General features: G+C 64.2%; 22 protein-coding genes. 16 read left to right on the top strand and 6 right to left on the bottom strand.

Translation table 11 applies throughout. The annotated features are described in order from the left end of the window. Positions 1–41 precede the first annotated feature (41 nt). Positions 42–545 (top strand): energy transducer TonB, encoded by a 504-nt coding sequence (locus PAN08_RS12555; protein WP_269791814.1) that lies wholly within the window; start codon positions 42–44, stop codon positions 543–545. Here the strand turns inward: PAN08_RS12555 and aroA are convergent. The 4 genes from aroA to PAN08_RS12535 form a co-directional block, all read right to left on the bottom strand. Next, positions 529–1842 carry a 3-phosphoshikimate 1-carboxyvinyltransferase gene (gene aroA, locus PAN08_RS12550; RefSeq protein WP_269791813.1) on the bottom strand — a complete coding sequence of 438 codons (1314 nt, stop codon included), beginning with the start codon at positions 1840–1842 and terminating at the stop codon, positions 529–531. The genes PAN08_RS12555 and aroA overlap by 17 nt on opposite strands. 180 nt (positions 1843–2022) lie before the next feature. Beyond that, entirely contained in the window at positions 2023–3207 is a 1185-nt protein-coding gene (gene pheA, locus PAN08_RS12545; RefSeq protein ID WP_269791812.1) for a prephenate dehydratase, read from the bottom strand. 53 nt (positions 3208–3260) lie between these two features. Continuing rightward, positions 3261–4346: a 3-phosphoserine/phosphohydroxythreonine transaminase gene (serC, locus tag PAN08_RS12540; RefSeq protein ID WP_269791811.1), complete on the bottom strand. Its 1086-nt coding sequence runs from the start codon at positions 4344–4346 to the stop codon at positions 3261–3263. A 140-nt stretch (positions 4347–4486) separates the two neighbouring features. Then, positions 4487–5290 (bottom strand): FHA domain-containing protein, encoded by an 804-nt coding sequence (locus PAN08_RS12535; RefSeq protein ID WP_269791810.1) that lies wholly within the window; start codon positions 5288–5290, stop codon positions 4487–4489. Between the two features lie 118 nt (positions 5291–5408). On the opposite strand from PAN08_RS12535, the gene PAN08_RS12530 reads away from it, so the two are divergent. The 4 genes from PAN08_RS12530 to PAN08_RS12515 all read left to right on the top strand — a co-directional run bounded on the left by PAN08_RS12530 (position 5409) and on the right by PAN08_RS12515 (position 8283). Continuing rightward, the gene (locus tag PAN08_RS12530; RefSeq protein ID WP_269791809.1) at positions 5409–5684 is read left to right on the top strand and encodes a polyhydroxyalkanoic acid system family protein; all 276 of its coding nucleotides are present in this window, start codon (positions 5409–5411) and stop codon (positions 5682–5684) included. A gap of 82 nt (positions 5685–5766) precedes the next feature. After that, a complete protein-coding gene (locus tag PAN08_RS12525) occupies positions 5767–6234 on the top strand; it encodes a phasin family protein (protein ID WP_269791808.1) in 468 nt (155 codons plus the stop codon). Positions 6235–6373: 139 nt separating this feature from the next. After that, on the top strand, positions 6374–7165 hold the full coding sequence (locus PAN08_RS12520; RefSeq protein ID WP_269791807.1) for a YggS family pyridoxal phosphate-dependent enzyme: 792 nt from the start codon (positions 6374–6376) through the stop codon (positions 7163–7165). A 116-nt stretch (positions 7166–7281) separates the two neighbouring features. Beyond that, positions 7282–8283: a restriction endonuclease gene (locus tag PAN08_RS12515; RefSeq protein WP_269791806.1), complete on the top strand. Its 1002-nt coding sequence runs from the start codon at positions 7282–7284 to the stop codon at positions 8281–8283. Positions 8284–8321: 38 nt separating this feature from the next. Here the strand turns inward: PAN08_RS12515 and hutC are convergent, their stop codons facing one another. Both hutC and PAN08_RS12505 read right to left on the bottom strand, forming a co-directional pair. Continuing rightward, positions 8322–9050, bottom strand: a complete 729-nt coding sequence (gene hutC / locus PAN08_RS12510; RefSeq protein WP_269791805.1) for a histidine utilization repressor — start codon at positions 9048–9050, stop codon at positions 8322–8324. A 41-nt stretch (positions 9051–9091) separates the two neighbouring features. Next, a complete protein-coding gene (locus PAN08_RS12505) occupies positions 9092–10462 on the bottom strand; it encodes a formimidoylglutamate deiminase (RefSeq protein ID WP_269791804.1) in 1371 nt (456 codons plus the stop codon). 60 nt (positions 10463–10522) lie between these two features. On the opposite strand from PAN08_RS12505, the gene hutI reads away from it, so the two are divergent. The 11 genes from hutI to PAN08_RS12450 all read left to right on the top strand — a co-directional run bounded on the left by hutI (position 10523) and on the right by PAN08_RS12450 (position 24149). Beyond that, entirely contained in the window at positions 10523–11728 is a 1206-nt protein-coding gene (gene hutI, locus PAN08_RS12500; protein WP_269791803.1) for an imidazolonepropionase, read from the top strand. A gap of 32 nt (positions 11729–11760) precedes the next feature. Beyond that, entirely contained in the window at positions 11761–13305 is a 1545-nt protein-coding gene (hutH, locus tag PAN08_RS12495) for a histidine ammonia-lyase (RefSeq protein WP_269791802.1), read from the top strand. A 343-nt stretch (positions 13306–13648) separates the two neighbouring features. Next, on the top strand, positions 13649–14503 hold the full coding sequence (gene hutG, locus PAN08_RS12490; RefSeq protein ID WP_269791801.1) for an N-formylglutamate deformylase: 855 nt from the start codon (positions 13649–13651) through the stop codon (positions 14501–14503). Continuing rightward, positions 14500–16167, top strand: a complete 1668-nt coding sequence (hutU, locus tag PAN08_RS12485; RefSeq protein WP_269791800.1) for a urocanate hydratase — start codon at positions 14500–14502, stop codon at positions 16165–16167. The genes hutG and hutU overlap by 4 nt, the downstream gene beginning before the upstream one ends. Before the next feature lie 291 nt (positions 16168–16458). Next, the gene (gene flhB, locus PAN08_RS12480; RefSeq protein ID WP_269791799.1) at positions 16459–17589 is read left to right on the top strand and encodes a flagellar biosynthesis protein FlhB; all 1131 of its coding nucleotides are present in this window, start codon (positions 16459–16461) and stop codon (positions 17587–17589) included. Beyond that, positions 17586–19691, top strand: coding sequence for a flagellar biosynthesis protein FlhA (gene flhA, locus PAN08_RS12475; RefSeq protein WP_269791798.1), 2106 nt, complete (start codon positions 17586–17588; stop codon positions 19689–19691). Before flhB ends, flhA begins: the two co-directional genes overlap by 4 nt. 159 nt (positions 19692–19850) lie before the next feature. Beyond that, entirely contained in the window at positions 19851–21509 is a 1659-nt protein-coding gene (gene flhF / locus PAN08_RS12470; RefSeq protein WP_269791923.1) for a flagellar biosynthesis protein FlhF, read from the top strand. Then, on the top strand, positions 21496–22380 hold the full coding sequence (locus PAN08_RS12465; RefSeq protein WP_057635446.1) for a MinD/ParA family protein: 885 nt from the start codon (positions 21496–21498) through the stop codon (positions 22378–22380). The genes flhF and PAN08_RS12465 overlap by 14 nt, the downstream gene beginning before the upstream one ends. Beyond that, on the top strand, positions 22377–23123 hold the full coding sequence (locus tag PAN08_RS12460; RefSeq protein WP_269791797.1) for an RNA polymerase sigma factor FliA: 747 nt from the start codon (positions 22377–22379) through the stop codon (positions 23121–23123). Before PAN08_RS12465 ends, PAN08_RS12460 begins: the two co-directional genes overlap by 4 nt. Before the next feature lie 13 nt (positions 23124–23136). After that, positions 23137–23529, top strand: a complete 393-nt coding sequence (gene cheY / locus PAN08_RS12455) for a chemotaxis response regulator CheY (RefSeq protein ID WP_057635444.1) — start codon at positions 23137–23139, stop codon at positions 23527–23529. Next, positions 23529–24149 carry a protein phosphatase CheZ gene (locus PAN08_RS12450; RefSeq protein WP_269791796.1) on the top strand — a complete coding sequence of 207 codons (621 nt, stop codon included), beginning with the start codon at positions 23529–23531 and terminating at the stop codon, positions 24147–24149. Before cheY ends, PAN08_RS12450 begins: the two co-directional genes overlap by 1 nt. The last annotated feature ends 1 nt before the right edge of the window (position 24150 follow it).

The following is a 24150-nucleotide window of genomic DNA, read 5'->3' as shown; positions in this document are numbered from 1 at the left end:
CAGACTGCCCCCATTGCAGAACGTGCAAGGCGGTCAAATCGATGTCCAGCATTCCCCACGATCAAGCCAGTGCCAACACCACCACTCCGCATTCGGGCGCGGTGGCTGCTTGGCTATGGGTGCTGCTGGCAGCGTCCGTGGTAATTGGCATGCTGCTGTTCGCCCGGCACCTCGCGCAGCCGCTTTCAGACAACCCATCCGCTGTGGTTTCCGCGCCCGCTGATCTCATTCACCACACGCCGGTCAGCGCCCCGCAAACGGCCAATGGCGACGCCGAACCGATGCCGGGCAATCCACTGCCGGAATACCCGGCAGAGGCCCTACAGGCTGGAATTGAAGGTGACGTGATCGCACGTCTGCAGATCGACAGCAACGGCCGCGTGGTCCAGCTGAGTATCGTCGCGCACGAAGGTGCTACCGACCCGCGTCTGGATGATGCGGCCGTGACCGCGTTGCGTCAGTGGCGCTTCCACCCGGCCATGCATGATGGCCAGGCGGTACCGAGCGTGGTGCAAGTGCCCGTGGAGTTCAGGACCGGGCGTTGAGCCCGAAACCTGCGCCGGTTGCCAGCGTGTCGAAGCCGGGGAACGAGGTTGCCACGTTGGCGACGTCGTTGATGCGCACTTCACCTGTGCTCAGCTGACCAGCGATGGCAAACGCCATGGAGATGCGATGGTCACCGTGGCTTTCAATCGTGCCGCTGCCCAGCGGGCCACCGAAGATGGTGGCGCCGTCGTCGGTTTCATCCACGCGCAGGCCCAGCGTGCGCAGGCCAGTCGCCATGGCTGCAAGGCGGTCCGATTCCTTCACGCGCAGCTCTGCCGCACCGCGCACCACTGTCTGGCCGTCAGCGGCGGCGGCGGCGACAAACAATGCGGGGAACTCGTCAATCATGTCCGGCACCACGTCCACCGGGATTTCCGTACCCTTGAGCGGCGCATAACGCACCAACAGATCGGCGACCGCTTCGCCACCATGCTCTGCGTGGTTCTCTTCGGTAATGTTCGCGCCCATCAAGCGCAACGCGGTGAGCAGGCCAGTGCGACGCGGGTTCAGGCCCACCGACCGCAGGCGTACTTCCGAGCCGGGAATGATGCTGGCAGCGACAATGAAGAACGCCGAAGAGGAAAAATCTGCCGGTACCAAAATATCGGTCGCGCGCAGGCGCTGACCACCGCGCAGGCGTGCCTTGCCCGGCTCAAAATCAATCTCCACGCCGAACGCGCGTAGCATGCGCTCCGTGTAGTCGCGGGTCGGGTGCGGCTCGACCACGGTGGTTTCGCCCTGCGCGTACAAACCGGCAAGCAACACCGCCGACTTTACCTGCGCGCTGGCCACCGGCAGTTCGTAGTGAATACCCTGCAGTGACTGGCCACCGTGGATACGTAGCGGCGGCGTGCCATCGTCCTGGGTGTCGATCCGTGCGCCCATCTGCGCCAAGGGGCCCGTAACACGGCGCATCGGCCGCTTGGTCAGCGATTCGTCGCCGACCAGCGTGGTATCAAACGGCTGGGCGGCCAGCAGGCCAGCCAACAAGCGCATGCCGGTGCCAGCGTTCCCACAATCCAGTTCACCTTGAGGCGGCTTCAGGCCATCCACGCCCACGCCGTGCACGATGCGCTGTGACGACGACGGGGTCTCAAATCGCACGCCCATCTGGGCGAAGATGTTTGCGGTGGCGCGGGTGTCTTCACCTTCCAGAAAGCCGTCAATGTGCGACACACCATCGGCCAGCGCGGCAAACATCACCGCGCGATGGGAGACCGATTTGTCACCGGGAATGTCGAGCGTGCCCTGCAGGGCGGAACCTTTGCGTGCAATCCAGTAGGGCTGGGAGGTCATGCGAATTCTCTCTGGTGTTCGGTGCGCGTGTGCGTGTTGGCATTTCCTTCTCCCAGCGGGAGAGGGTGCCCGAAGGGCGGATGAGGGTCCGGGGCAGCGACTGGTGAAGACCATTCTGATGAATGGCCTGCCAACCTGCCCTCACCCTTCTCTCGTACTCGGGAGAAGGGCTCAAGAAACTCAGGGCACGGCGACCGGGTACGAACCCAACACCTTGATCTCTGCCGAGTGCGCCTTGAGTTCGGCCAGTGCGGCCTGCATGGATTCGTCTTCGATATGGCCAGCAAGGTCGATGAAGAAGCCGTATTCCCACTTGGCCTGATGCGACGGCCGCGACTCGATGCGGTTCATGCTGATGCCATGACGCGCGAACGGGCTGAGCACGTCGAACAGCGCGCCCGGCTTGTCGTGGATGAATACCAGCACGGAGGTGCGGTCGTGGCCGGAGGTCGGGAAGAACTGGCGGCCAATCACCAAAAAGCGAGTGGTGTTGTCCGCGTCGTTCTGGATCGGCTTGGTCACCACCTTCTTCAGGCCGTAGACATGACCGGCACTCTCACCACCGATGGCGGCTGCATCGTCGGCATTGCGCGCGCGGCGCGCGCCTTCGGCATTGCTGGAAACCGGAATCTTCTCGGCCTTGGGCAGGTTGGCGCGCAACCACGCCGAGGTCTGCATGAACGACTGAGGGTGCGCATAGATGCGCTCGATGTCGTCGATACGACCACTGCGCGACATCAGGAACTGCTGCACGCGCAGCTCCACTTCGCCGCAGATCTTGAGGTTGGACGTAAGGAACATATCCAGCGTGATCTGGATTGTGCCCTGCCCCGAATTCTCCACCGGCACCACGCCGAAATCCGCGTTGCCCGCTTCCACTTCCTGGAACACTTCCTCGATGCTGGCCATCGGCAGGCCCATCACCGATCGACCGAAATGCTTGAGCACGGCCTGCTGGCTGAAGGTGCCCTCCGGACCGAGGTAGCCTATTTTCAGTGGCTCCTGCTGGGCCAGACACGCGGACATGATCTCGCGGTACACATGCACCAGCACTTCGTCGCTGAGCGGACCTTCGTTGCGGTCCACCACCATGCGCAATACCTGCGCCTCGCGCTCGGGCCGGTAGTAATCCACCGCAGCGGCCAGCTTGCCCTTGGCCTTGCCGACCTGATGGGCGAACTGGGCGCGCTCGGCAATCAGCGCCTGGATGCTGCGGTCAATGTGATCGATCTTGGCGCGTACGTCGGCCAGCACCGGCTTGGCGACGGGGACGACGACATCTTTCTTCGCGGCCGTCTTTTTCGCGATCTTTTTGGTCAGCGCGGACTTTGGCTTGGCGGGAGTCTTGGGTGGCTTGGATGCCATGGAATTTTCTACCTGTTGCAGGCCGGCGCCAGGCGCGCGGCGTAAAAAGTTGATCAGCCGTTGCGCTGCTGGAAATCAAGCATGAATGCAGCCAGCGCCTGCGCGCCTTCCAGCGGCATGGCGTTGTACAGCGAGGCACGGATGCCGCCCACCGCTTTGTGACCCTTCAGCGCCAGCAACCCGGCGTTCTTGGACTCACTGACAAAGCGCACGTTGAGCGCGTCGTCCTGCAGGAAGAACGGTATGTTCATGCGCGAGCGCACCGAGGGCACCACGTCGTTGCGATAGAAGCCACCCGAGCCGTCAATAGCGTCGTACACCAACGCCGACTTGGCCTGGCTGAGCTTGGCAAATGCTTCCACGCCGCCTTGTGCCAGCATCCACTTGAACATCAATCCGGCCAGATACCAGTTCCACGTCGGCGGTGTGTTGAGCATCGAATCACGCGCAACATGGGAGCTGTAGTCGAAGATATCCGCACGCGGCTGGCCGGCGCGCTCCAGCAGATCACGGCGGATGATCACCACCGCAATGCCCACCGGGCCAAGATTCTTCTGCGCGCCGGCATAGATCACGCCGTAGCGAGAAACGTCGATCGGCTCGGAAGCAATGGACGAACTGAAGTCGGCGATCAACGGCACATTGCCGACGTCCGGCACGTCGCGGAACTCGATGCCGTGGATGGTTTCGTTGGCGGTGATGTGCACATAGGCCGCGTCCTTGGACAGCTGCCACTGCGCCACCGAAGGGATGTCGTGATAGCCGCTGGCTTCACCGCTGGCGGCGATATGCGCATCCACATACGGCTGGGCCTGTTTGACTGCCGTTTTGCCCCAATGACCACTGACCACGTAGTCGGCACGCTGGCCAGGGCTGGCAAAGTTCAGCGGCAATAGTGCCTGCTGGGTGGTGGCGCCACCGCCAAGGAACAACACCGCGTAATCATCCGGAATGCCAATCAGACGGCGGAGGTCGGCTTCCGCCTGTGCCGCGACTGCCATGAAATCGGCGCTGCGGTGGCTTATCTCGACGATGGACGCGCCAACGCCATTCCATTCCAACATTTCCTCCTGCGCCTGGCGGAGAACTTGCTCCGGCAGCGTTGCAGGGCCGGCACTGAAATTGAATGCGCGCGTCATGTCACACCTTTAGGCAGAACCCCTAGTATGCCGCAGCGCAACAGCCTTTGGGGACACGGAAAAGGTTGCATCTGCACCCAATAAATGGGGCGATTTGTCCGCCAGCCGCCGCATTATGGGCCGCCGCTACCCGCGCTGGATCAGCGGGCGCCAAACATAAGCAAGGCACTGATCGCCGCACCCAACAGCAAGGCGCTGAGCAACAGCCACGGCCAACGCCGTGAACGCGGCGGCCTGGGCGCCTGGATCTCGGGTTCGGGGGTCAAGGGCGCCTCGTCGGCAACAAACGCCTGGTTCGGCACGCCCTGCCCCAGTGGCATTTCCAAGACGAAGCGGTGGCTGCCCTCGAACACCACCTGGTCGCCCGCCTGCAGCCAGCAGTGCCGGCTGAGCACGCCATTGACCAGTGTGCCCTCCGCCGAGCCCAGGTCGCGCAGCAGAACTTTCTCGCCATGCCGCTCAAAACGGGCATGGGCCCCGGCAAATGCGGGATCGTCGATGACGATGTCGCTGCCCGGTTCGCTGCCAACGGTGCGAGGGTGCTCCAAGGTGAAACTGCGCCCGTGGTGGCGGCCGCCAATGCCGCGCAGCAACACGCGCAGGTCTTCGACCTGATCGGCGGCCGCTTCTGGCGGGTGCGGGATCTGCTCGCAGCTGCCTCGCAGCAACATCTCGGCGCCGTCGGCATAGACCGAATCACCGGCCCGTAACAGCGCCATGCGCCGCACCGGCCGCCCGTTCACATGGATGCCGCGCACGCCGCTGGCAACCTGCAGCCAAACACCGCGTTGATCGGAACAGAACTGGGCCAGCAACATCGGACCGACGCTGTCATCGCCCAGCCGTACCTGGCCCGAAGCATGGCGCACAATGCGCTGAACGCCCGGCGTTATCGGCTGGTCGGGTTGTTGTCGATTGCTGAAATGGACTTGCAAAGTTCGCACCGGTGGCAGACTAGCAGGTCACTGGATCATTCAGAAGATGGCGGCGGGGCTTGGAGTGCATCGCCAACGTCCGCACAATGCCGCACCTCTTTTATCAAGCCGTGCGCAGGAACACCCCATGTCCAACATCGACATCCAGCATTCCCATTCCCTGTCTGACGACAAGGCCCGCAGCGCCATCGGGGAAGTAGCCGAAAAACTGCAGGAACGCTTTGATGTCACCACCCGCTGGGAAGGCCAGGTACTGCACTTCACCCGGTCCGGCGTGGAAGGTGCCATCGAACTGTTGCCCGGCGCAGTGCGGGTGAAAGCGCAACTGGGCTTCCTGCTGTCAGCGATGAAGGGCATGGTCGAATCCGAAATTCAACGCGTGCTGACTGACAAGCTCGGCTGAATCGGGCCCCATCACGCGGCGCTGGCAATCAGCCGGTTACGGTGTTTCTGGGCGCTAGATTCCCAGACTCAGGAGCACCGTAATGAACTCACATGAACATCGCACCGGGGACGAAAATGGCGGCGGTCCCCGCTTGCAGGACCAGGCCGAGCGCCTGGGACGCAAGGTGACTCATTCCGCTCAGCAGGTCTGGCTTGCAGGATTGGGCGCGCTGGCACGCGCCCAGGACGAAGGCAGCCGGCTGTTCGATTCATTGGTCAAGGAAGGCGAAACCGCCGAAGCGCGCTCGCGCGAGGAATCGGCAGGAGGCGCGAGCCTGCGCGATACCGTTGAGAACACCTTGGGCCAGGCACGCGACCGCGCTGCCGGCACTTGGGACCGGGTCGAAAAAAGCCTCGATGACAGCGTGCACCGCGTGCTGCGGCGGATGGACATCCCCAGCCGCTCGGACATCGAAGCCTTGAATGAACGTCTCGACGCACTCAACCGGCGCCTGAGCCGGGCCGAAAGCCGCTCCTCACACACAGCGGCGAAACCTGAAGAACACTGATGTTGCAAAGCAGCAAAGACTGAGCAAGAATCAATCAACCCGCCAGCAGTACCGCGCCGTTAGTCTCCCTCCCCTCACGGCACCGGATGGCGGGTTTTTTGTGTCTGGCGTTTAATACGGCGCCGGGAAGAGAACTGCCATGTCCCCCGCATCGCCCGACACCCCCACCCGCCACGACCAGCACGGGCGCTACCCCCGCGCCGAAACGGTCGAGGAGTTCGCCCATAACCTGGCGGTGGTGCACAAGCGCATTGCCGACGCCTGCCGGCGCGCCGGCCGCGACCCCGCACAGGTGCGCCTGCTGCCGGTGAGCAAGACCATTGATGAAGCCCGTATCCGTCTGGCCTACCAGGCCGGCTGCCGCCTGCTCGGCGAAAACAAAGTGCAGGAGGCCCACCACAAGTGGGAAGCCATGCAGGATCTGGGTGACCTGCAGTGGTCGGTCATCGGCCATCTGCAGACCAACAAGGCCAAGCTGGTCGCGCGCTTTGCCAGCGAGTTCCAGGCCTTGGACAGCCTGCGTCTGGCCGAAACACTGGACCGCCGCCTGCAACACGAAGGCCGCTCGTTGGATGTATTCGTGCAGGTCAATAGTTCAGGCGAGGACAGCAAATTCGGCCTGCCACCGAGCGATGTAGCCGCCTTCCTCCGGGCGCTGCCGCAGTTCACGGCCCTGCGCGTGCGTGGGCTAATGACACTGGCGCTGTTCTCAGCTGATGCCGAGCGCGTGCGTGCCTGCTTCGTACGCATGCGCGAGCTGCGTGACCGGTTGCGCCAAGACGCTCCAGCAAACGTTGGCTTGGATGAGCTGTCGATGGGCATGTCCGGCGATTTTGAAATCGCCATCGAGGAAGGTGCCAGCGTGGTCCGCGTCGGTCAGGCAATCTTCGGCGCGCGTGCCGTGCCAGACAGCCACTATTGGCCGGGCTAGGCATCAGCAGTCTGAATCGCCAACCCCGTCTCAGAAAATAGACGGGGCAGGACGACCTTCCGAACACACCAACAACGATAGACTTCCGATCCAACTCTCTGCTTTGGGTGCTGTTGATGTTTTCCTGGATTTTGGCTTTGGCGCTCGCGCTGGTTCTGTGGGGGCTGGCTGCGGCGTATATGTGGCTGGTAAAGCGCAGGAAAACCGAAATCCGCCACGGCTTGGCTGCACTGGCCGGCCTGCGCTGGCGCGAGTTCTCGCAGATCGTGCGCCAAGCCATGGCCGACCAACGCAACCTGCTGCCATTGACCGACAACGAAGACAACGACCGCGGCACCAGCAGCGACTTTCTGCTGCAACAGAACGAACAACGTTGGCTGGTGTCCTGCAAACATGGCCGCGCCTATCGCTTTGATGCCACCGCGGTGAGCGAGCTGGCCTCGGCCATGCGTCTGACCGGCGCGGTGGGCGGCCTGCTCATCACCGAGGGCCATGTCGATCGTGATGGCCTGAATGAAGCACAGAAGCAGTCCATCGAAGTGTTCGACGAGCGCAACCTGTGGCAGCTGCTCAAGCCTTACGTCTCCGATGACATGCGCCAAACGGTCACCGGCATTGCCCAGCGCGAAGCCGCGCGCCACACCGGTATTGCCGGCCTTGCGGCCCTGACCATCGGCCTGCTCGCCGGCATGGGCTACCTCACGATGCAGACGGATGAGGCGGCCTCATCCGCAGCGAGTGCTGCGCTCGCTCCTGCCAAAGCGAACGCTGCTGATACCCATGAAGCTGCAGCTCCGGTTACGGCCAGCACGGATGACCAAGAAGCCGGCGCACCGGTCGATGCAGCCACCCAGATCGCCGATCCGGATCCGGCCACCCTGCTGCGCTACCAACAATCGGTCTCCAAGGCGCTTGCACGCACACCGGGCGTGGTCAGCGGTATCTGGCTGACACGCTCCACACTGTCGGTCGAACGCAGCGGTGACGATGCGCAAGTCTGGCCATTGATCTGCCAGGAGCTGGAACGCTACCCGGCATTGCGCACGGTACGCGTGCAGCTCAACCCGCGCCCGGGTGTTGAAGAGTCCGTGCGCTGGCGGCAGTGCCGCACGTACTGAGTTGGTTTTTGCAGGTATTTGACGTCGCCGCTCCGCTGTCAACGTGAGCCGGGAGCGAAGCGGGCAATGAGGTCGTAGGCGTCGCCAAGGAATTTCTGCCGTACCCAGGTGATCTGCTGATCACCGCGCCAGGTCTGGCGGTCAATCACCAGGCATGCCGTACCGGTTGGCACTTTCAGCACCGCCGCTTCGTCAGCGGTGGCGGCTACCGCACTGATGCGATGCTCGCCGCGCGTCCATGACACGTTCTGCAGCAACCAACTGCCCGGTGCGTGAATGGCGAAATCCACCTTCAGCGTCTCCGGCACCGCGTCGGGGTTGATGAAACGCCGCTCCAGCGCCAGCGGTTTGCCGTCTGCCAGATGCAGGCAGCGCATTGCCAACAGCTTGCCCTCGCCTACCAACAACAGCTCTTCGGGTGCATCCGCCTTGGCTTTGCGATGCGCGTGATCAAGCAACTGGTAGCCGTACTCATGGCCACGCTCGGTGACCGCGACTTCAATGTCGGGGATCTCCAGCGCTACCTGTTCCAGGTGCGGAGGCTGCCGTGCCACGAACGAACCCGCGCGACGCCGGCGTTCGATCATGCCGCTCTCGGCCAGCGTGGTAAGCACCTTGTTCACGGTCATGCGCGAACAGCCGTACTGCGCCATCAACTCGTGCTCGAATGGAATCCGGAAGCCCGGTGCCCATTCGCCACTGAGGATGCGGCTTTCGATCTCGTTACGGATGCGGTGATTGAGGGTGGGAGCTTTCTTGCTCTTCACTCGGAATTCCTGGAATGGACGGCGCCCGGCAGTTGCGTGTGTCAGGCCAGTATTCGGCTCAACGCGGCGCGGTAGCGCGTGGTGATCGCTTCGCGATTGACGTGGCGACCAGCACGCACCCATTCGCGGCCATTACGCCAGACGCTGCGGAGGGCGCCATTACGTGCGGCGAACAGCCAGCTGTCAAGCAAGGCATCGCCTTGGCGTCCATGCAGCGACGGGTGCTCGGTCTCCAGCTCAAGCAAATCTGCAGGTGCATCCACCGCCAATCCTGCGCCCACACCCAACACTTGTGCCGCGCCGTCGCCGGCCTGCTGATACAACCAGCGGCCACTGGAAAGCGCGCCAGGCGAGACCACGTTGCGGCCTTGCAGTGTCAGGCGCTGGCCATACTCGAGCAACCGCAGCTCTTCGGCGGCGTCAATCAGTACATTGGAATCGGAGCCAACACCAAACCGGCCACCGGCGGCGACGAACTCGCGCATTGGAAACACGCCATCGCCCAGATTGGCTTCGGTGATCGGGCACAGGCCGACCACTGCGCCACTGCTTGCCATCGAAGTTACTTCCTGCGCGGTGACGTGGGTGGCATGCACCAAGCACCAACGCCCGTCGACGTCCACATTGGCATGCAGCCACTCCACCGGGCGTTGTCCGCTCCAGGCCAGACAGGCATCGACTTCGCGCGTCTGCTCAGCGATGTGGATGTGAACCGGCCCCGGCGCCATGGTGGCCAGGGCCTGCAGTTCCTGTGGTGTGCAGGCGCGCAGGCTGTGCGGCGCCAGCCCCAGCACCGCGTCAGGTGTGCGCGACAAAGCACTGCGGCAACCATCGAGCAACCTGGAGAAGCCGTCGAGGTCGTGCAGGAAGCGACGTTGCGCCGGCATCGGTGCGGCACCGCCAAAATCCGAATGCGCATAGAAAACCGGCAGCAAGGTCAGGCCCAGGCCGGATTCGTTGGCAGCGGCGGCAACCCGGCCGGCCATTTCGGCATGATCGTCATAGCGGCTGCCGTCGGCAGCATGGTGCAGGTAGTGGAACTCCCCGACGCGGGTGAAGCCGCTTTCCAGCATTTCCATGTAGGCCTGCGCAGCGATGGCCTGGAAGTCATCCGGACTGATGCGATCGAGGAAGCGGTACATCAGCTCGCGCCAGCTCCAGAAGCTGTCGCCCGAGCGCCCGCCCACTTCGGTCAAGCCAGCCATCGCGCGCTGGAAGGCGTGGCTGTGCAGGTTGCCCAACCCGGCCACAACGGTACCCAATGCCTGGTCACCCGTTTCCCGGGCGGTGCCGGTCGTCACCGCAGTGATGCGCCCATCCACACTTTCAATGCGCACATCCTGCGCCCAGCCCTCGGGCAGCAGCGCCTGGGCGGCGTGGAAACGAACTGATTTGCTGGCGTTGTCAGGCATCACTGGACACTCTCCGTTTTCCGTCGTTATTGTATATACAAATTGACGGAATGAGTGCACATGCGCTGCGACACACTCTGGCACAACGCCAACCTGATGACACTGGACGACGCCAGCGGCGGCCTTGGGCTGGTCCATGATGGCGTGGTCGCCGCACGCGATGGCCGCATCGTCTACGCAGGCCCCGCACATGCCGCGCCCGCCTTCGAGGCCGACCAGCGCGTCGATTGTGAAGGCCGCTGGATCAGCCCGGGCCTGATCGACTGCCACACCCATCTGGTCTATGCCGGCAACCGTGCCGGTGAGTTCGAGCAGCGCCTGCAGGGCGTCAGCTATGCCGATATCGCACGCGCCGGCGGCGGCATCGTCTCCACCGTGCGCGCCACCCGCGCCGCCGACGATGCGGCGCTGTTGAAGGCCACCCTGCCCCGGCTCGACGCGATGCTGGCCGAAGGCATCACCACCCTCGAAATCAAATCCGGCTACGGCCTGAGCCTGCCCGACGAGCGCAAGCAACTGCGCGTGGCGCGCGAACTGGGCACGCTGCGCAAGGTGGAAGTGGTGCCGACCTTCCTCGGCGCACACGCGGTACCGCCGGGCCACGAGGCACAGGCGTACATCAATGAAGTGTGCGCGGTGATGATTCCTGCCATCGCTGCCGAGGGGCTGGCTGAAGCAGTCGACATCTTCTGCGAGAACATCGCGTTTTCGCCTGCACAGGCGCAGCAGGTTTTTGAAGCTGCACAGCAACATGGACTGGCGATAAAAATCCATGCCGAGCAGCTGTCCAACCAGCACGGTGCCGAACTGGCCGCCAAGCATGGCGCACTCTCGGCGGACCATATTGAACACCTTGATGCTGCCGGCATTGCCGCGATGCGTGCGGCCGGCACGGTCGCGGTGTTGCTGCCAGGCGCCTACTACTTCACCCGCGAAATGGTGCTGCCGCCAATCCAACAGTTGCGTGATGCCGGCGTGCCGATTGCGCTGGCTACCGACAGCAACCCCGGCACCTCCCCACTGACCAGCCCGCTGCTGACCATGAACATGGGCGCCACCCTGTTCCGCCTGACCGTGGACGAGTGCATCGCTGGGTTTACCCGCGAAGCCGCCCGCGCACTAGGCCGTAGCGACCGCATCGGAAAACTTGCGCCCGGCATGGAATGCGACCTTGCCATCTGGGACATCGAAGCACCTGCCGATCTGGTCTACCGCATCGGCTTCAACCCCCTGCACGCCCGCATCTGGCGCGGGCTGCCTGTCTGAAATATCGCACTACACGCACAGCTGGAGCACTCATGAGCATCACCCTTACGCTTCTTCCCGGTCACGTTCCGCTGGCGCAATGGCGGCAGATCTATCGTGGCGCCGATATCCGTCTGGACGCATCGGCACAGGCTGCCGTGCTGCGCAGTGCACAGGTGGTTGATGCCATCGTCGCCAAGGGCGAGCCGGTCTATGGCATCAACACCGGCTTCGGCAAGCTGGCCAGTGTGCGCATCGAACGCGAGGATCTGGAAACCCTACAGCGCAATATCGTGCTGTCGCACGCTGCGGGCGTCGGTGAGCCGATGCCGGCCAACGTCGTACGGCTGATGATGGCGCTCAAGCTCACCAGCCTGGCCCAGGGTGCTTCGGGCATTCGTCCGCAGACGCTGGCACTGCTGGAAGCCATGTTGCAGAAGAACGTAGTGCCGGTGGTGCCGTGTCAGGGTTCGGTTGGTGCTTCAGGTGACCTTGCACCGCTGTCGCACCTGGCCAGCGTGATGATCGGTGTCGGTGAAGCCTTCGTCGATGGCGTGCGCATGTCAGCTGAGCAGGCTTTCGTACAGGCAGGCCTGACGCCCTTGGTGCTTGGTGCCAAGGAAGGCCTGGCGCTGCTCAATGGCACCCAGTACTCCACGGCCTATGCATTGGCGGGCCTGTTCGAGATCGAAGTCGTGTTCCAGGCCGCGCTGGTTACTGGCGCGCTGTCGGTGGAAGCTGCCAAGGGCTCGGACACCCCGTTTGATCCGCGCATCCATAGCATTCGTGGTCAGCGCGGCCAGATCGTCACCGCTGCGGTGCTGCGCGAATTGATGCAGGGTTCGGCCATCCGCGAATCCCACCGCGACAACGACGTGCGTGTGCAGGACCCGTATTGCCTGCGCTGTCAGCCACAGGTGATGGGTGCGGCGCTGGACATCATGCGTCAGGCGGCGACCACGCTGGAGATCGAAGCCAACGGCGTCTCCGACAACCCGCTGGTGTTCACCGATACCGGCGAAGCACTGAGCGGCGGCAATTTCCACGCCGAGCCGGTCGCGTTTGCCGCCGACATGCTGGCGATGGCGATCTGCGAAATCGGCTCGATCAGCGAGCGCCGTACCGCGATGCTGGTGGACCCCGCGCTGTCGGGCCTGCCGGCATTCCTTACCCCGAAGCCGGGTTTGAACTCGGGCTTCATGATTCCGCAGGTCACCGCTGCGGCGCTGGTGTCGGAGAACAAGCAGCGCGCCTACCCGGCGAGTGTGGATTCGATCCCGACGTCGGCCAACCAGGAAGATCACGTATCGATGGCCGCGCATGGTGCGCGCCGTCTGATCGCGATGGCCGAGAACGCCGCCAATGTGATCGGCATCGAGCTGCTGGCTGCCGGCCAGGGTTGCGACTTCCACGTGCCGCTGCGTTCGAGCAATGCGCTGGAGCAGGTGCGCGCCACGCTGCGTGCAAAGGTGCCGACGCTGGAAGACGACCGCTACTTCCACCCGGACATGGTGCTCGCCACTGAGCTGGTGCGCAGTGGTGCGCTGGCTGCAGGCCTGGGCGTGCAGCTGCCGGGCGTGGATGTCGTGGGTAGCTGAGCGGATTGCGGATGTGGCGTCGTGTGCCCGCCGTGCGTCAATCTCTTCTCCCGCTTGCGGGAGAAGGTGGCGCGAAGCGTCGGATGAGGGGGCTTTTGAAGCTCACCGCAAAGAGCTCCCCTCATCTGCCCTTCGGGCATCTTCTCCCGCTCGCGGGAGAAGAGACTGCACTGCACTTCGCTAACCAACACCGTGATCTTTCAGATCATGCAGTCATTGCTGCAAGCAGCAATGCAATCTCTTCTCCCGCAAGCGAGAGAAGAGACTGCATCGGATTTCACCATCCCACGCCGCGATCTTTTCCACGTACCTGCTTCTCCCCCGCCTAGCCCAGGAATTCACCATGACCACCCAACCGGATTGGCTGCAGATCCACCAAGGGCAAGCGCCGTTGATCGTCAGCTTCCCGCATACCGGCACCGAGCTGCCTGACGAACTGGTCAGCCATTTTGTTTCGCCATGGCTGGCGCGTCGTGATGCCGATTGGTGGGTCCACGAGCTATACGCCTTCGCTGCAAGGGAACTGGGTGCCACCACCGTGCGCACGGCGATCTCGCGCTCAGTGATTGACGTCAATCGCGACCCGTCTGGCATCTCGCTGTACCCCGGCCAGAACACGACGGGTCTGTGCCCGACGACTACCTTCGACAACCAAGCGCTGTATCGCGCAGGTCACGTGCCGGATGACGTTGAAATCCAGCGCCGTCGGCAAACCTGGTTCGATCCGTATCACGCTGCGATGGAAGACCAGATCGCCCGCCTGCGCGGGCTGCACGACACCGTGGTCGTCTACGACGCGCATTCCATTCGTTCGCTCATCCCACATCTGTTCGACGGCGAACTGCCGCAGTTCAACATCGGCAGTGCAGGCCCCAGCGGCGCGCCGGATACATCCTGCGACAACGCACTGACTGACGTCGTGGAAAACCTGTGCGCGCTGAGTGGCATGAGCCACGTGCGCAACGGGCGCTTCAAAGGTGGTTGGATTACACGCCACTACAGCAACACCGCCAATGGCGTGCACACATTGCAGATGGAGCTGGGCTGCCGTGGCTACATGCACGAGCCGGCCCCTGCCGACGTCGACGAACACCGCTGGCCCACGCCTTATGACCCGGCGCACGCCGCCCCCGTCCGCAACACCTTGCAGCAAGTGCTGGCCGCTTGCCTGGATTTCGCTTCCCGGAGAAACGCATGACCCGTCACGATCCGTCCCGCAGCCCACGCGCTCCGCGCGGCAACACGCTCAACTGCAAGTCCTGGCAGACCGAGGCACCGTTCCGCATGTTGCAGAACAACCTCGACGCCGAGGTTGCCGAAGACCCCGCCTCGCTGGTCGTGTACGGCGGCATCGGTCGCGCCGCGCGTGATTGGGAGAGCTACGACAAGATTCTGGAAACGCTCAAACGCCTGGATGACAACCAGACCCTGCTGGTGCAGTCGGGCAAACCGGTCGGTGTATTTCCCACCCACCCGGACGCACCGCGCGTGCTGATCGCCAACTCCAACCTCGTGCCGCACTGGGCCAATTGGGAGCACTTCAACGAGCTCGATAAGAAGGGCTTGATGATGTACGGGCAGATGACCGCAGGCAGCTGGATCTACATCGGCAGCCAGGGCATCGTGCAAGGCACCTACGAGACCTTCGTCGAGATGGGCCGCCAGCACTACGGTGGCAACCTGAGCGGCAAGTGGATCCTCACCGCTGGCCTCGGCGGCATGGGCGGCGCGCAGCCGCTGGCGGCGTCATTGGCGGGTGCCAGCAGCCTGACCATCGAATGCCGCCAGAGCAGCATCGATTTCCGTCTGCGTACCCGCTACGTGGACGAACAGGCCACCGACATCGACGATGCGCTCGCTCGCATCGCCAAATACACCGCTACCGGTGAAGCCAAATCCATCGCCCTGCTCGGCAACGCGGCTGAAATCCTGCCGGAGCTGGTGCGCCGAGGTGTTCGCCCGGACTGCGTCACCGACCAGACCAGCGCCCACGACCCGGTGCACGGCTACCTGCCGCTGGGCTGGAGCGTGGAGCAATGGCTGGCCGAACAGCAGGCCAACCCGGAAAAGGTGCGCGATGCCGCCAAGGCCGCCATGCGGGTCCATGTGGAAGCCATGCTTGCCTTCCATGCGGCGGGCATTCCGACCGTCGATTACGGCAACAACATCCGCCAGATGGCGTTCGATGAAGGCCTGAAAAACGCGTTCGACTTCCCCGGTTTCGTGCCCGCCTACGTGCGCCCGCTGTTCTGTCGCGGCATCGGCCCGTTCCGCTGGGTGGCGCTGAGCGGCGACCCGGAAGACATCTACAAGACCGACGCCAAGGTGAAGGAAATCATCGCGGATGACCCGAACCTGCACCGCTGGCTGGACATGGCACGTGAGCGTATTGCGTTCCAGGGCCTGCCTGCGCGCATCTGCTGGGTCGGCCTGGGCCTGCGCCACAAGCTGGGCCTGGCCTTCAACGAAATGGTCCGAAACGGCGAGTTGAGTGCGCCGGTGGTGATTGGTCGTGATCACCTCGACAGCGGCAGCGTTGCTTCGCCCAACCGCGAAACCGAATCGATGAAGGATGGCTCCGATGCGGTCTCGGATTGGCCCCTGCTCAACGCCATGCTCAACGTCGCCGGTGGCGCCACCTGGGTGAGCCTGCACCATGGTGGCGGCGTCGGCATGGGCTACTCGCAGCACTCCGGCGTGGTCATCGTCTGCGATGGCAGCGAGGCCGCTGACCAGCGCATCGCCCGCGTGCTGTGGAACGACCCCGGCACCGGCGTCATGCGCCACGCCGATGCCGGTTATGAGATTGCCATCGATTGCGCGAAGGAAAAGGGTTTGGATTTGCCGGGAATTCTTGGCTGATCCAATCGCTGTGGTTTGCACTCAACGGGCAGGTCTATGACCTGCCCGTTGGCGTTTTCATCGGAATAGCGTCGCCTCCCCGCCCCCACTTCCGCAGCAGGCGAGGCGCTCAGCGCGCCGCAAGCCTGGACATTGTCGGCCACGGCGGCTTTTAAAGCCTTTCTCCCTTTTCCCTCGCGACAGAGGCGCGTACTCAGCAGCGAACCGTACCGCCGGGCGCCCTGATCGCCACCACCCGATTTCGGAACAGTTCTTGCACGACCCGGATAACCTCCTTATCCGCGCCGTGCCATGTCCGAGAACGAACAGGCCGGGGAAAAAACCGAACTCCCCACCGAAAAACGCCTGCGTGATGCGCAGGAACAGGGCAATATCCCGCGCTCGAAAGAACTCGCGACCGCTGCCGTGTTCACGGCTGCCGTGGTGGCGCTGGCGACGCTGTCCGGGCCGGTCGCTGACAATTCCCGCGAATGGATGAAGGCGGCGCTCAGCCCCGATCCCTCCCTGCTGGACACCCCCCAGGCACTGTTTGGTCACGCCGGTTGGCTGATCCTGCGGCTGATGCTGGCGGTCAGCCCGGTGATAGCGGTGTGTCTGCTGGCAGGCTTCATCGCCCCGGTATTGATGGGGGGGCTGCGCTTTTCCAATAAGGCGTTGATGCCCGATCTCAAACGCATGAACCCAATGAGCGGCCTCAAGCGGCTCTATGGCGGGGAGGCCGTGGCCGAGCTGATCAAGTCGATGCTGCGCGTCGCCTTAATCGGCGGCGCTGCCGGCCTGTGCATCTGGCACAGCATGGACATCCTGCGCGGCCTGCTGCACCAACCGCTTGAACGCGCCGTCAGCAACGGCCTGGGCTTCACCCTCAAGCTGCTGTTGGCCACCGGCGGTGCGTTGGCACTGCTGGCCGCCATCGACGCGCCCTACCAGAAGTGGAACTGGCTGCGGAAGCTGAAGATGACCCGCGAGGAGCTCAAGCGGGAGATGAAGGAAAGCGAGGGCAGCCCCGAGGTCAAGGGCCGCATCCGCCAGATGCAGATGCAAATGTCACAGCGCCGGATGATGGAAGCGGTGCCCACGGCCGACGTGGTGGTGGTCAACCCCACCCACTATGCCGTCGCCCTGAAATACGAAAGCGGCCGCATGAATGCCCCCACCGTGGTCGCCCGCGGCGTGGACGAAGTCGCCCTGCGCATCCGTCAAGTGGCCGACGGCAACAAGGTCGCCATCGTCTCCGCACCGCCTTTGGCACGCGCCTTGTATCGCGAAAGCCAACTTGGCAAGGAAATCCCCGTGAGACTGTATTCGGCCGTCGCCCAGATCCTGTCCTACGTCTACCAGTTGCGCCAATGGCGCACCGGCCCGATGCCGCAGCAACCACCGCTCGAGGTTGACGAATTTGGCCCGGGAGCCAAGCCATGAGCGCGCTGACCTCGGGGTTCAACGCGCGCCGCGTAATGGACATGCTGCGTCAGGGACTTGGCGCGCCACTGATCGTGCTGGCGCTGCTGGCCATGGTCGTGGTGCCGCTGGCAGCGCCCGTGCTGGATGCCTTGTTCACCCTGAACATCGCCATCTCGCTGATGGTGCTGCTGGCCGTGGTCTACGTGAAACGGCCGCTGGATTTCACCATTTTCCCCATCGTGCTGCTGATCACCACGATGCTGCGGCTTGCTCTGAACGTGGCCTCCACGCGCGTGATCCTGCTCAACGGGCAGAACGGTCACGAGGCTGCCGGCAAGGTAATCGCCGCGTTCGGCGAGTTCGTGATCGGCGGCAACTACGCGGTCGGCATCGTGGTGTTCGCGATCCTGACGATCATCAACTTCGTGGTCATCACCAAGGGTGCCGGGCGTGTGTCGGAAGTGACCGCACGCTTCATCCTGGACGCGATGCCCGGCAAGCAGATGGCCATCGACGCCGACCTCAACGCCGGTTTGCTGACGCGTGAAGAGGCCAAAGCTCGCCGCGAAGAGGTGCGCGAGGAAGCCGACTTCTACGGTGCAATGGACGGCGCCAGCAAGTTCATCCGTGGCGACGCCATCGCCGGCATCCTGATCCTGTTCATCAATCTGCTCGGCGGCCTAGCCGTGGGCGTATTGCAACACGACATGGCGTTCGGCGATGCCGCCGCCACCTACACGCTGCTGTCCATCGGTGACGGTTTGGTGGCGCAGCTGCCGTCGCTGTTGATTTCCAGTGCAGTCGCCATGTTGGTCACGCGCGCCTCCCGTTCGCAGGACATGGCGCAAGCCATGATGGGCCAGGTGTTCGGCCAATACCGCGCGCTGGGCATTGCCGCCGGCATCATCGGCTTGGTCGGCCTGGTGCCGGGCATGCCCAACGTGGCCTTCCTCACGTTGGCCGCGATTCTGGCGTTCTTGGCCTGGAAACTCTGGAAGCGCGAAGCCGCCGCGGCCGCCAACCCGCAGGCAGCCGCTGCAACAGGTGCCGAAACCGGTATCCCTGGCTTGGCGCCGCCAGCGTCGCCCACCGCCGAACTCAGCTGGGACGAACTGCGCCCGGTCGATCCGCTGGGCCTTGAAGTGGGTTACCGGCTGATTCCGCTGGTAGACAAAACCCAAGGGGGCGAACTGATGGCGCGCATCAAAGGCGTGCGCCGCAAGCTCACCCAGGACCTGGGCTTCCTGATTCCGCCAGTCCATATCCGCGACAACCTGGAACTACCGGCCACCGCGTACCGCCTGCTGATTCATGGCGTACCCGTCACCACCGCCGACATCCACCCGGACCGCGAGCTGGCGCTGGACCCGGGAAGCGCCATGGGCAAACTGGAGGGCATTGCCGGCAAGGATCCGGCCTTCGGTCTGGACGCCACCTGGATCCAGCCGCACCAGCGCGCTCATGCCGAATCGCTGGGCTACACCGTGGTCGATCCCGCCACCGTCGTGGCTACCCATCTGTCGCACCTGATCCGCGAGCACGCACCGGAACTGCTCGGCCATGAGGAAGTGCAGCAACTGCTGGCAACGCTGGCCAAGAGCGCGCCCAAGCTGGCCGAGGAGCTGTCGCCCAAGGCGTTGCCGCTGTCCACCGTGGCGCGCGTGCTGCAGAACCTGCTGATCGAACGCATCCCGGTGCGCCAGCTGCGCAAGATCGCCGAAGCCTTGCTGGAAACCGCGCCGATTACCCAGGACCCCGCCGCGCTCACCGCCGCTGTGCGCAACGCGCTGGGCCGTTTCATCGTGCAGGAGATCGCCGGAATGTCGCCGGAACTGCCGGTGTTCACCCTCAACCCGCAACTGGAACGGGTCTTGCAGGAGTCAACACAAGGCAATGGTGCCGCACTGGAACCCGGTCTCGCCGAACGCCTCCACCAGAGTCTTGCCGAGTGTGTCGGCAAGCAGGAGGCCCGCAACGAGCCCGCGGTCGTGCTGGTACCGGCGCCGGTCCGCGCCGCGCTGGCGCGCCTGGTCCGCCACAGCGTTCCCTCGCTGTCGGTCCTGGCTTACAGCGAGGTACCGGAAGACAAGCGGCTGAAGCTGGTCGGCACGATCAGCTGAGGCAGCCCGGAAACCAACACTGACATCAGCGCTGGCGACGGAAAACAGACACCTGACCCATTACCAGACACCCCGCACGAAGGAGCACGCCACGCCATGCAGGACACCGCCATCGCCAACGCCGCTGCTTCGGGCCAGCCCCACTCCCGGTACCAGAACATGAAGATCAAACGTTTCGTCGCCGCCGACATGCGCACCGCCATGAACCTGGTGCGCAAGGAGCATGGGCCGGATGCGGTCATCCTTTCCAACCGCCGCATCGAGGAAGGCGTCGAAATCGTGGCAGCTGCCCATTACGACGAAACCGCGGTACAGCAGGCGCTGGAAGCCGCCAGTCGTCCTGCCGCGCCGGCACCGTCCAAGCCACGCAGCGCCGCCGAAGCCATCATGGCCGCCGTCACCCGCCGCCGGGTGCCTGAGCCGGAACCCGTCACTGCCACCACCTCGGCGGTGGCTGCACTGGCACGTTCCGCCGTCGGCGCTACTGGCCGCTCTATCGACAGCAGCATTGAGCTGGCCCCGGGCAGCCGCTTTGCCTCGATGCTCAAGCGCCCGTCATCGGATGACGTGCAGCTGCCGATACCGGCCGAAGCACAGCGCTTCGCCACCCTGCCCGCCAGCGCTGACGAACCGCCGGTAGTGCCGGTTTTCCGTCCCGCAGGCGCTGCACCGGTCAACATCGCGCCGCCGCAATTGCCGGCAGCAGCCAGCGAAAAGCCGGTCGAGCGCGCACGCTTCTTCATTGATCCGCCGGCGCAGGATGACGACACACCCGTTGCCGCCGCGATGCCGCAAGCCGTAGCCGCTGCTGCTTCGATTGTCGCGCCGGCCATCGCAGAACCCATTGCCGCGCCACAAGCCGCCGAAGCCGCACCTGCTCCAATGACACAGGTGATCACCAACGCTGGCAACGAGCGCGAACTCAACCAGTTGCGTCAGGAAGTGGTCGGCATGCGCCAGATGATCGAGCGCGAGATGAACCGCTTCACTGACGAACGCCTGCGTGGCAGCGCGGTCCGTGGCAATGCGCTGGATCTGATGGACGAATACGGCTTCGACGCTGGTCTGGCGCGTGACGTGGTCATGCAGATCCCCGCCGACCTTGAACCGGCCCGCGCCCGTGGCCTGATGCTGGGTCTTATCTCCCGCAAGCTGCCGGTTGCGCCCATCGACCCCATCGAAACCGGTGGTGTGATCGCCTTGGTTGGCCCCACCGGCGCCGGCAAGACCACCACCATCGCCAAGCTGGCTTCCCGCTTTGCCGATGCCCACGCCGCCCGCGACGTGGCCCTGGTCACCACCGACACCCAGCGCATCGGCGCCCGCGAGCAACTGTACGGCTTCGGCCGCCAGCTCGGCATCGCCGTGCACGAGGCCAATAGCAGCACCAACCTCAACCAGCTGTTGGAACGCCTGGCCGACTACAAGCTGGTGCTGATCGACACCGCCGGCCTGGGCCAACGCGACCGCGCCCTCACCGCCCAGCTGCAGTGGCTGCGCGCTGCCGGCCAGATCCGCACGTTGCTGGTACTGCCAGCCAACACCTCCTTCCAGGACATGGACGAAGTGGTGCGCCGCTTCAGCGCCGCCAACCCGCAGGGCCTGGTGCTGACCAAGCTGGATGAGACCGGCCGCTTCGGATCGGCCCTGTCAGTGGCCGTGGACCACCGCCTGCCGATCACCTGGGTGACCGACGGCCAGGACGTCCCGGAAGACCTGCACCGGGCTTCGGCAGCCAATCTTGTACTTCGCCTTGAAGATTTGCGGCGCGCGGCCGATATGCCCTGCAATCCGGAGTTGAACAATGCAGTCGCGTGAGTACGCCAAGCTGACCCACACCTTCCCGCTATCGGCCACCCGGCGCGATCCTGCGGGCCCGGTGCGCACCATCGCCGTCACTGGCGGCAAGGGTGGCGTGGGCAAAACGAATGTCTCGGCCAATCTGGCCGTGGCACTGGCAGGCATGGGCAAACGCACGCTGCTGCTCGACGCCGACCTTGGCTTGGCCAATATCGACGTGGTGCTCGGCCTGCACCCCAAGCACACCCTGGCCGACCTGGTCGCCGGGCGCTGCACGCTGGAAGAAGTCATCGTTGAAGGCCCCAACGGCGTGCTGGTAGTGCCGGCCGCGTCGGGCCGCCGCCACATGGCCGAGCTGCAACCCGCTGAGCATGTCGGCTTGGTCAATGTGTTCTCCGAGCTGGAGCGCGATCTGGACGTGATGATCATCGACACCGCCGCCGGTATCACCGACAGCGTGTTGACGTTCTGCCAGGCCGCACAGGACACCGTGGTCGTGGTCTGCGACGAACCCGCTTCCATCACCGATGCCTATGCACTGATCAAGGTGCTCTCGCGCGAACGTGGCGTGGACCGCGTCCAGGTGGTGGCCAACATGGCCCGCGATCCCAACGAAGGCCGCGCCCTCTACGAAAAACTGGTGCGCGTCTGCGAGAAGTTCCTGATTGATGTTTCGCTCAACTACCTGGGCTGCGTGCCGCAGGACGACTGGCTGCGCCTGTCGGTGCAGCGCCAGCAACCGGTAGTGAAGCTTTATCCCTCGGCCCCGGCGTCGCTGGCGATCCAGGAGATCGCCCGTCGCACTGCCCGTTGGCAGGCGCCCACCGCACCGCGCGGCGGCGTCGAGTTCTTCCTGGAACGCATCCTCCAGCAGAAGGTGAGCGCATGAATGCCGCAGCCCAATACCGGGAAGTCCAGCGCAACGCCGCCAATGACTGCATCGCCCGCCATGCGGATCTGGTACGCCGCATCGCCCACCATTTGGCAGCGCGCCTGCCGGCGAGTGTCGAGGTTGATGACCTGATCCAGGCCGGCATGATGGGCTTGATAGAAGCCTCGCGCAGCTACGATTCAGAACAGGGCGCCTCGTTTGAGACCTACGCGTCCATCCGCATCCGTGGCTCGATGATCGACGAGATCCGCCGTGGCGACTGGGTACCGCGCTCCGTGCACCGCCGTGCCCGCGACGCCGCCGCTACCATCCGACGCCTGGAACAAGCCAGTGGCCGCACCGCCAGCGCCAGCGAAGTGGCCGAGGCAATGGAAATCCCGCTGCCCGAATACATGCGGCTGATTGAAGACGCCTCGCGCGGCCAGGTGTTGAGCCTGGAATCGCGCATCGAAGACCACGGCGAGCTGGACACCCCGACCACCGGCGGCCCTACCCCACAGCAGATGCTCGAACGCAGCCAATTCGGCGCCGAGCTGGGCAAGGCCATCGCGCTGCTGCCCGAACGCGAACAACTGGTGCTCTCGCTGTACTACGAGCAGGAATTGAACCTGAAAGAAATCGGCGCGGTACTCGGCGTAAGCGAGTCGCGCGTCTGCCAGATCCACGGCCAGGCCACGCTGCGTCTACGCGGCCGGCTGAAGAGTTTCGAGGCCGCTGACGCCGGCCTTGGGGAACCATGAAGAGGAACATCCTTTGAACAAGAACATGCGCATCCTGATCGTTGACGACTTCTCGACCATGCGTCGCATCGTCAAGAACCTGCTCGGCGATCTGGGCTTCACCAACACTGCCGAAGCCGAGGACGGGCATGCTGCGCTGGCCCTGCTGCAGAGCCAGCCGTTTGATTTCGTAGTCACCGACTGGAACATGCCGGTGATGACCGGCATCGAGCTGCTCAAGGCCATCCGTGCCGACGCCAAACTCAAGACCCTGCCGGTATTGATGGTCACCGCCGAAGCCAAGCGCGAGCAGATCATCGAAGCCGCCCAGTGCGGCGTGAACGGCTACATCATCAAGCCGTTCACCGCACAGACGCTGGAAGAAAAGCTCGGCAAGATTTTTGAACGCCTGGCAGCGAGCGCCTGATGGACCTGCACGCCGAAGCGTTGAGCGACAAGTCGGCCCTGGTGCAGCGCCTGCAGGATGCGTTGGCGGCGCTGGAAAACGGTGACGAAGCCAGTTGGCGGCGGGAAATCGACGCGCTGGCCGCAGCGCGCACGCAACCGATGATGGCCGGCCTGGGTCGCTTGGCCCGCGAGTTGGGGCAAGCGCTGGGCGAACTGCCGAGCGTACCGTCCGAAGCCGGCGAACTGGACGATGCCTGCGCACGTCTGGACCACGTCGTGCAGATGACCGAACAGGCCACCCATCGCACCCTGGATCTGGCCGAGGAATGCCGCGAGCTGACCGAACGTCTGCGCGCAGAAGGCCTCAACCCGGATCAAGACCAACTGCTCGACCGCATCCGCCACAACCTCACCGAAGTGGCGCTCACACAGAGCTACCAGGACCTCACCGGGCAGATCATCCGCCGCGTGGTCGGCATCGTGCGCCGTGTGCACGAGGGCTTCGGCGCCCTGGGTTTGCCGCCAACGGAAGAAGAAGCCCGCAATCCGGGTCTGGCCGGGCCGGCGCTCAAGGGCCTGGACCGTCACGCGGTTTCACAGCACGACGCCGACGACCTCTTATCGGACCTGGGGCTGTAAG

Origin of the sequence: Stenotrophomonas sp. Iso1, assembly GCF_027497995.1 — a bacterium.
In the GTDB taxonomy this organism is placed as follows: Bacteria; Pseudomonadota; Gammaproteobacteria; order Xanthomonadales; family Xanthomonadaceae; genus Stenotrophomonas.
The sequence above is the reverse complement of the archived record's forward strand: the minus strand, read 5'-3'. Positions and strand labels throughout refer to the sequence as shown.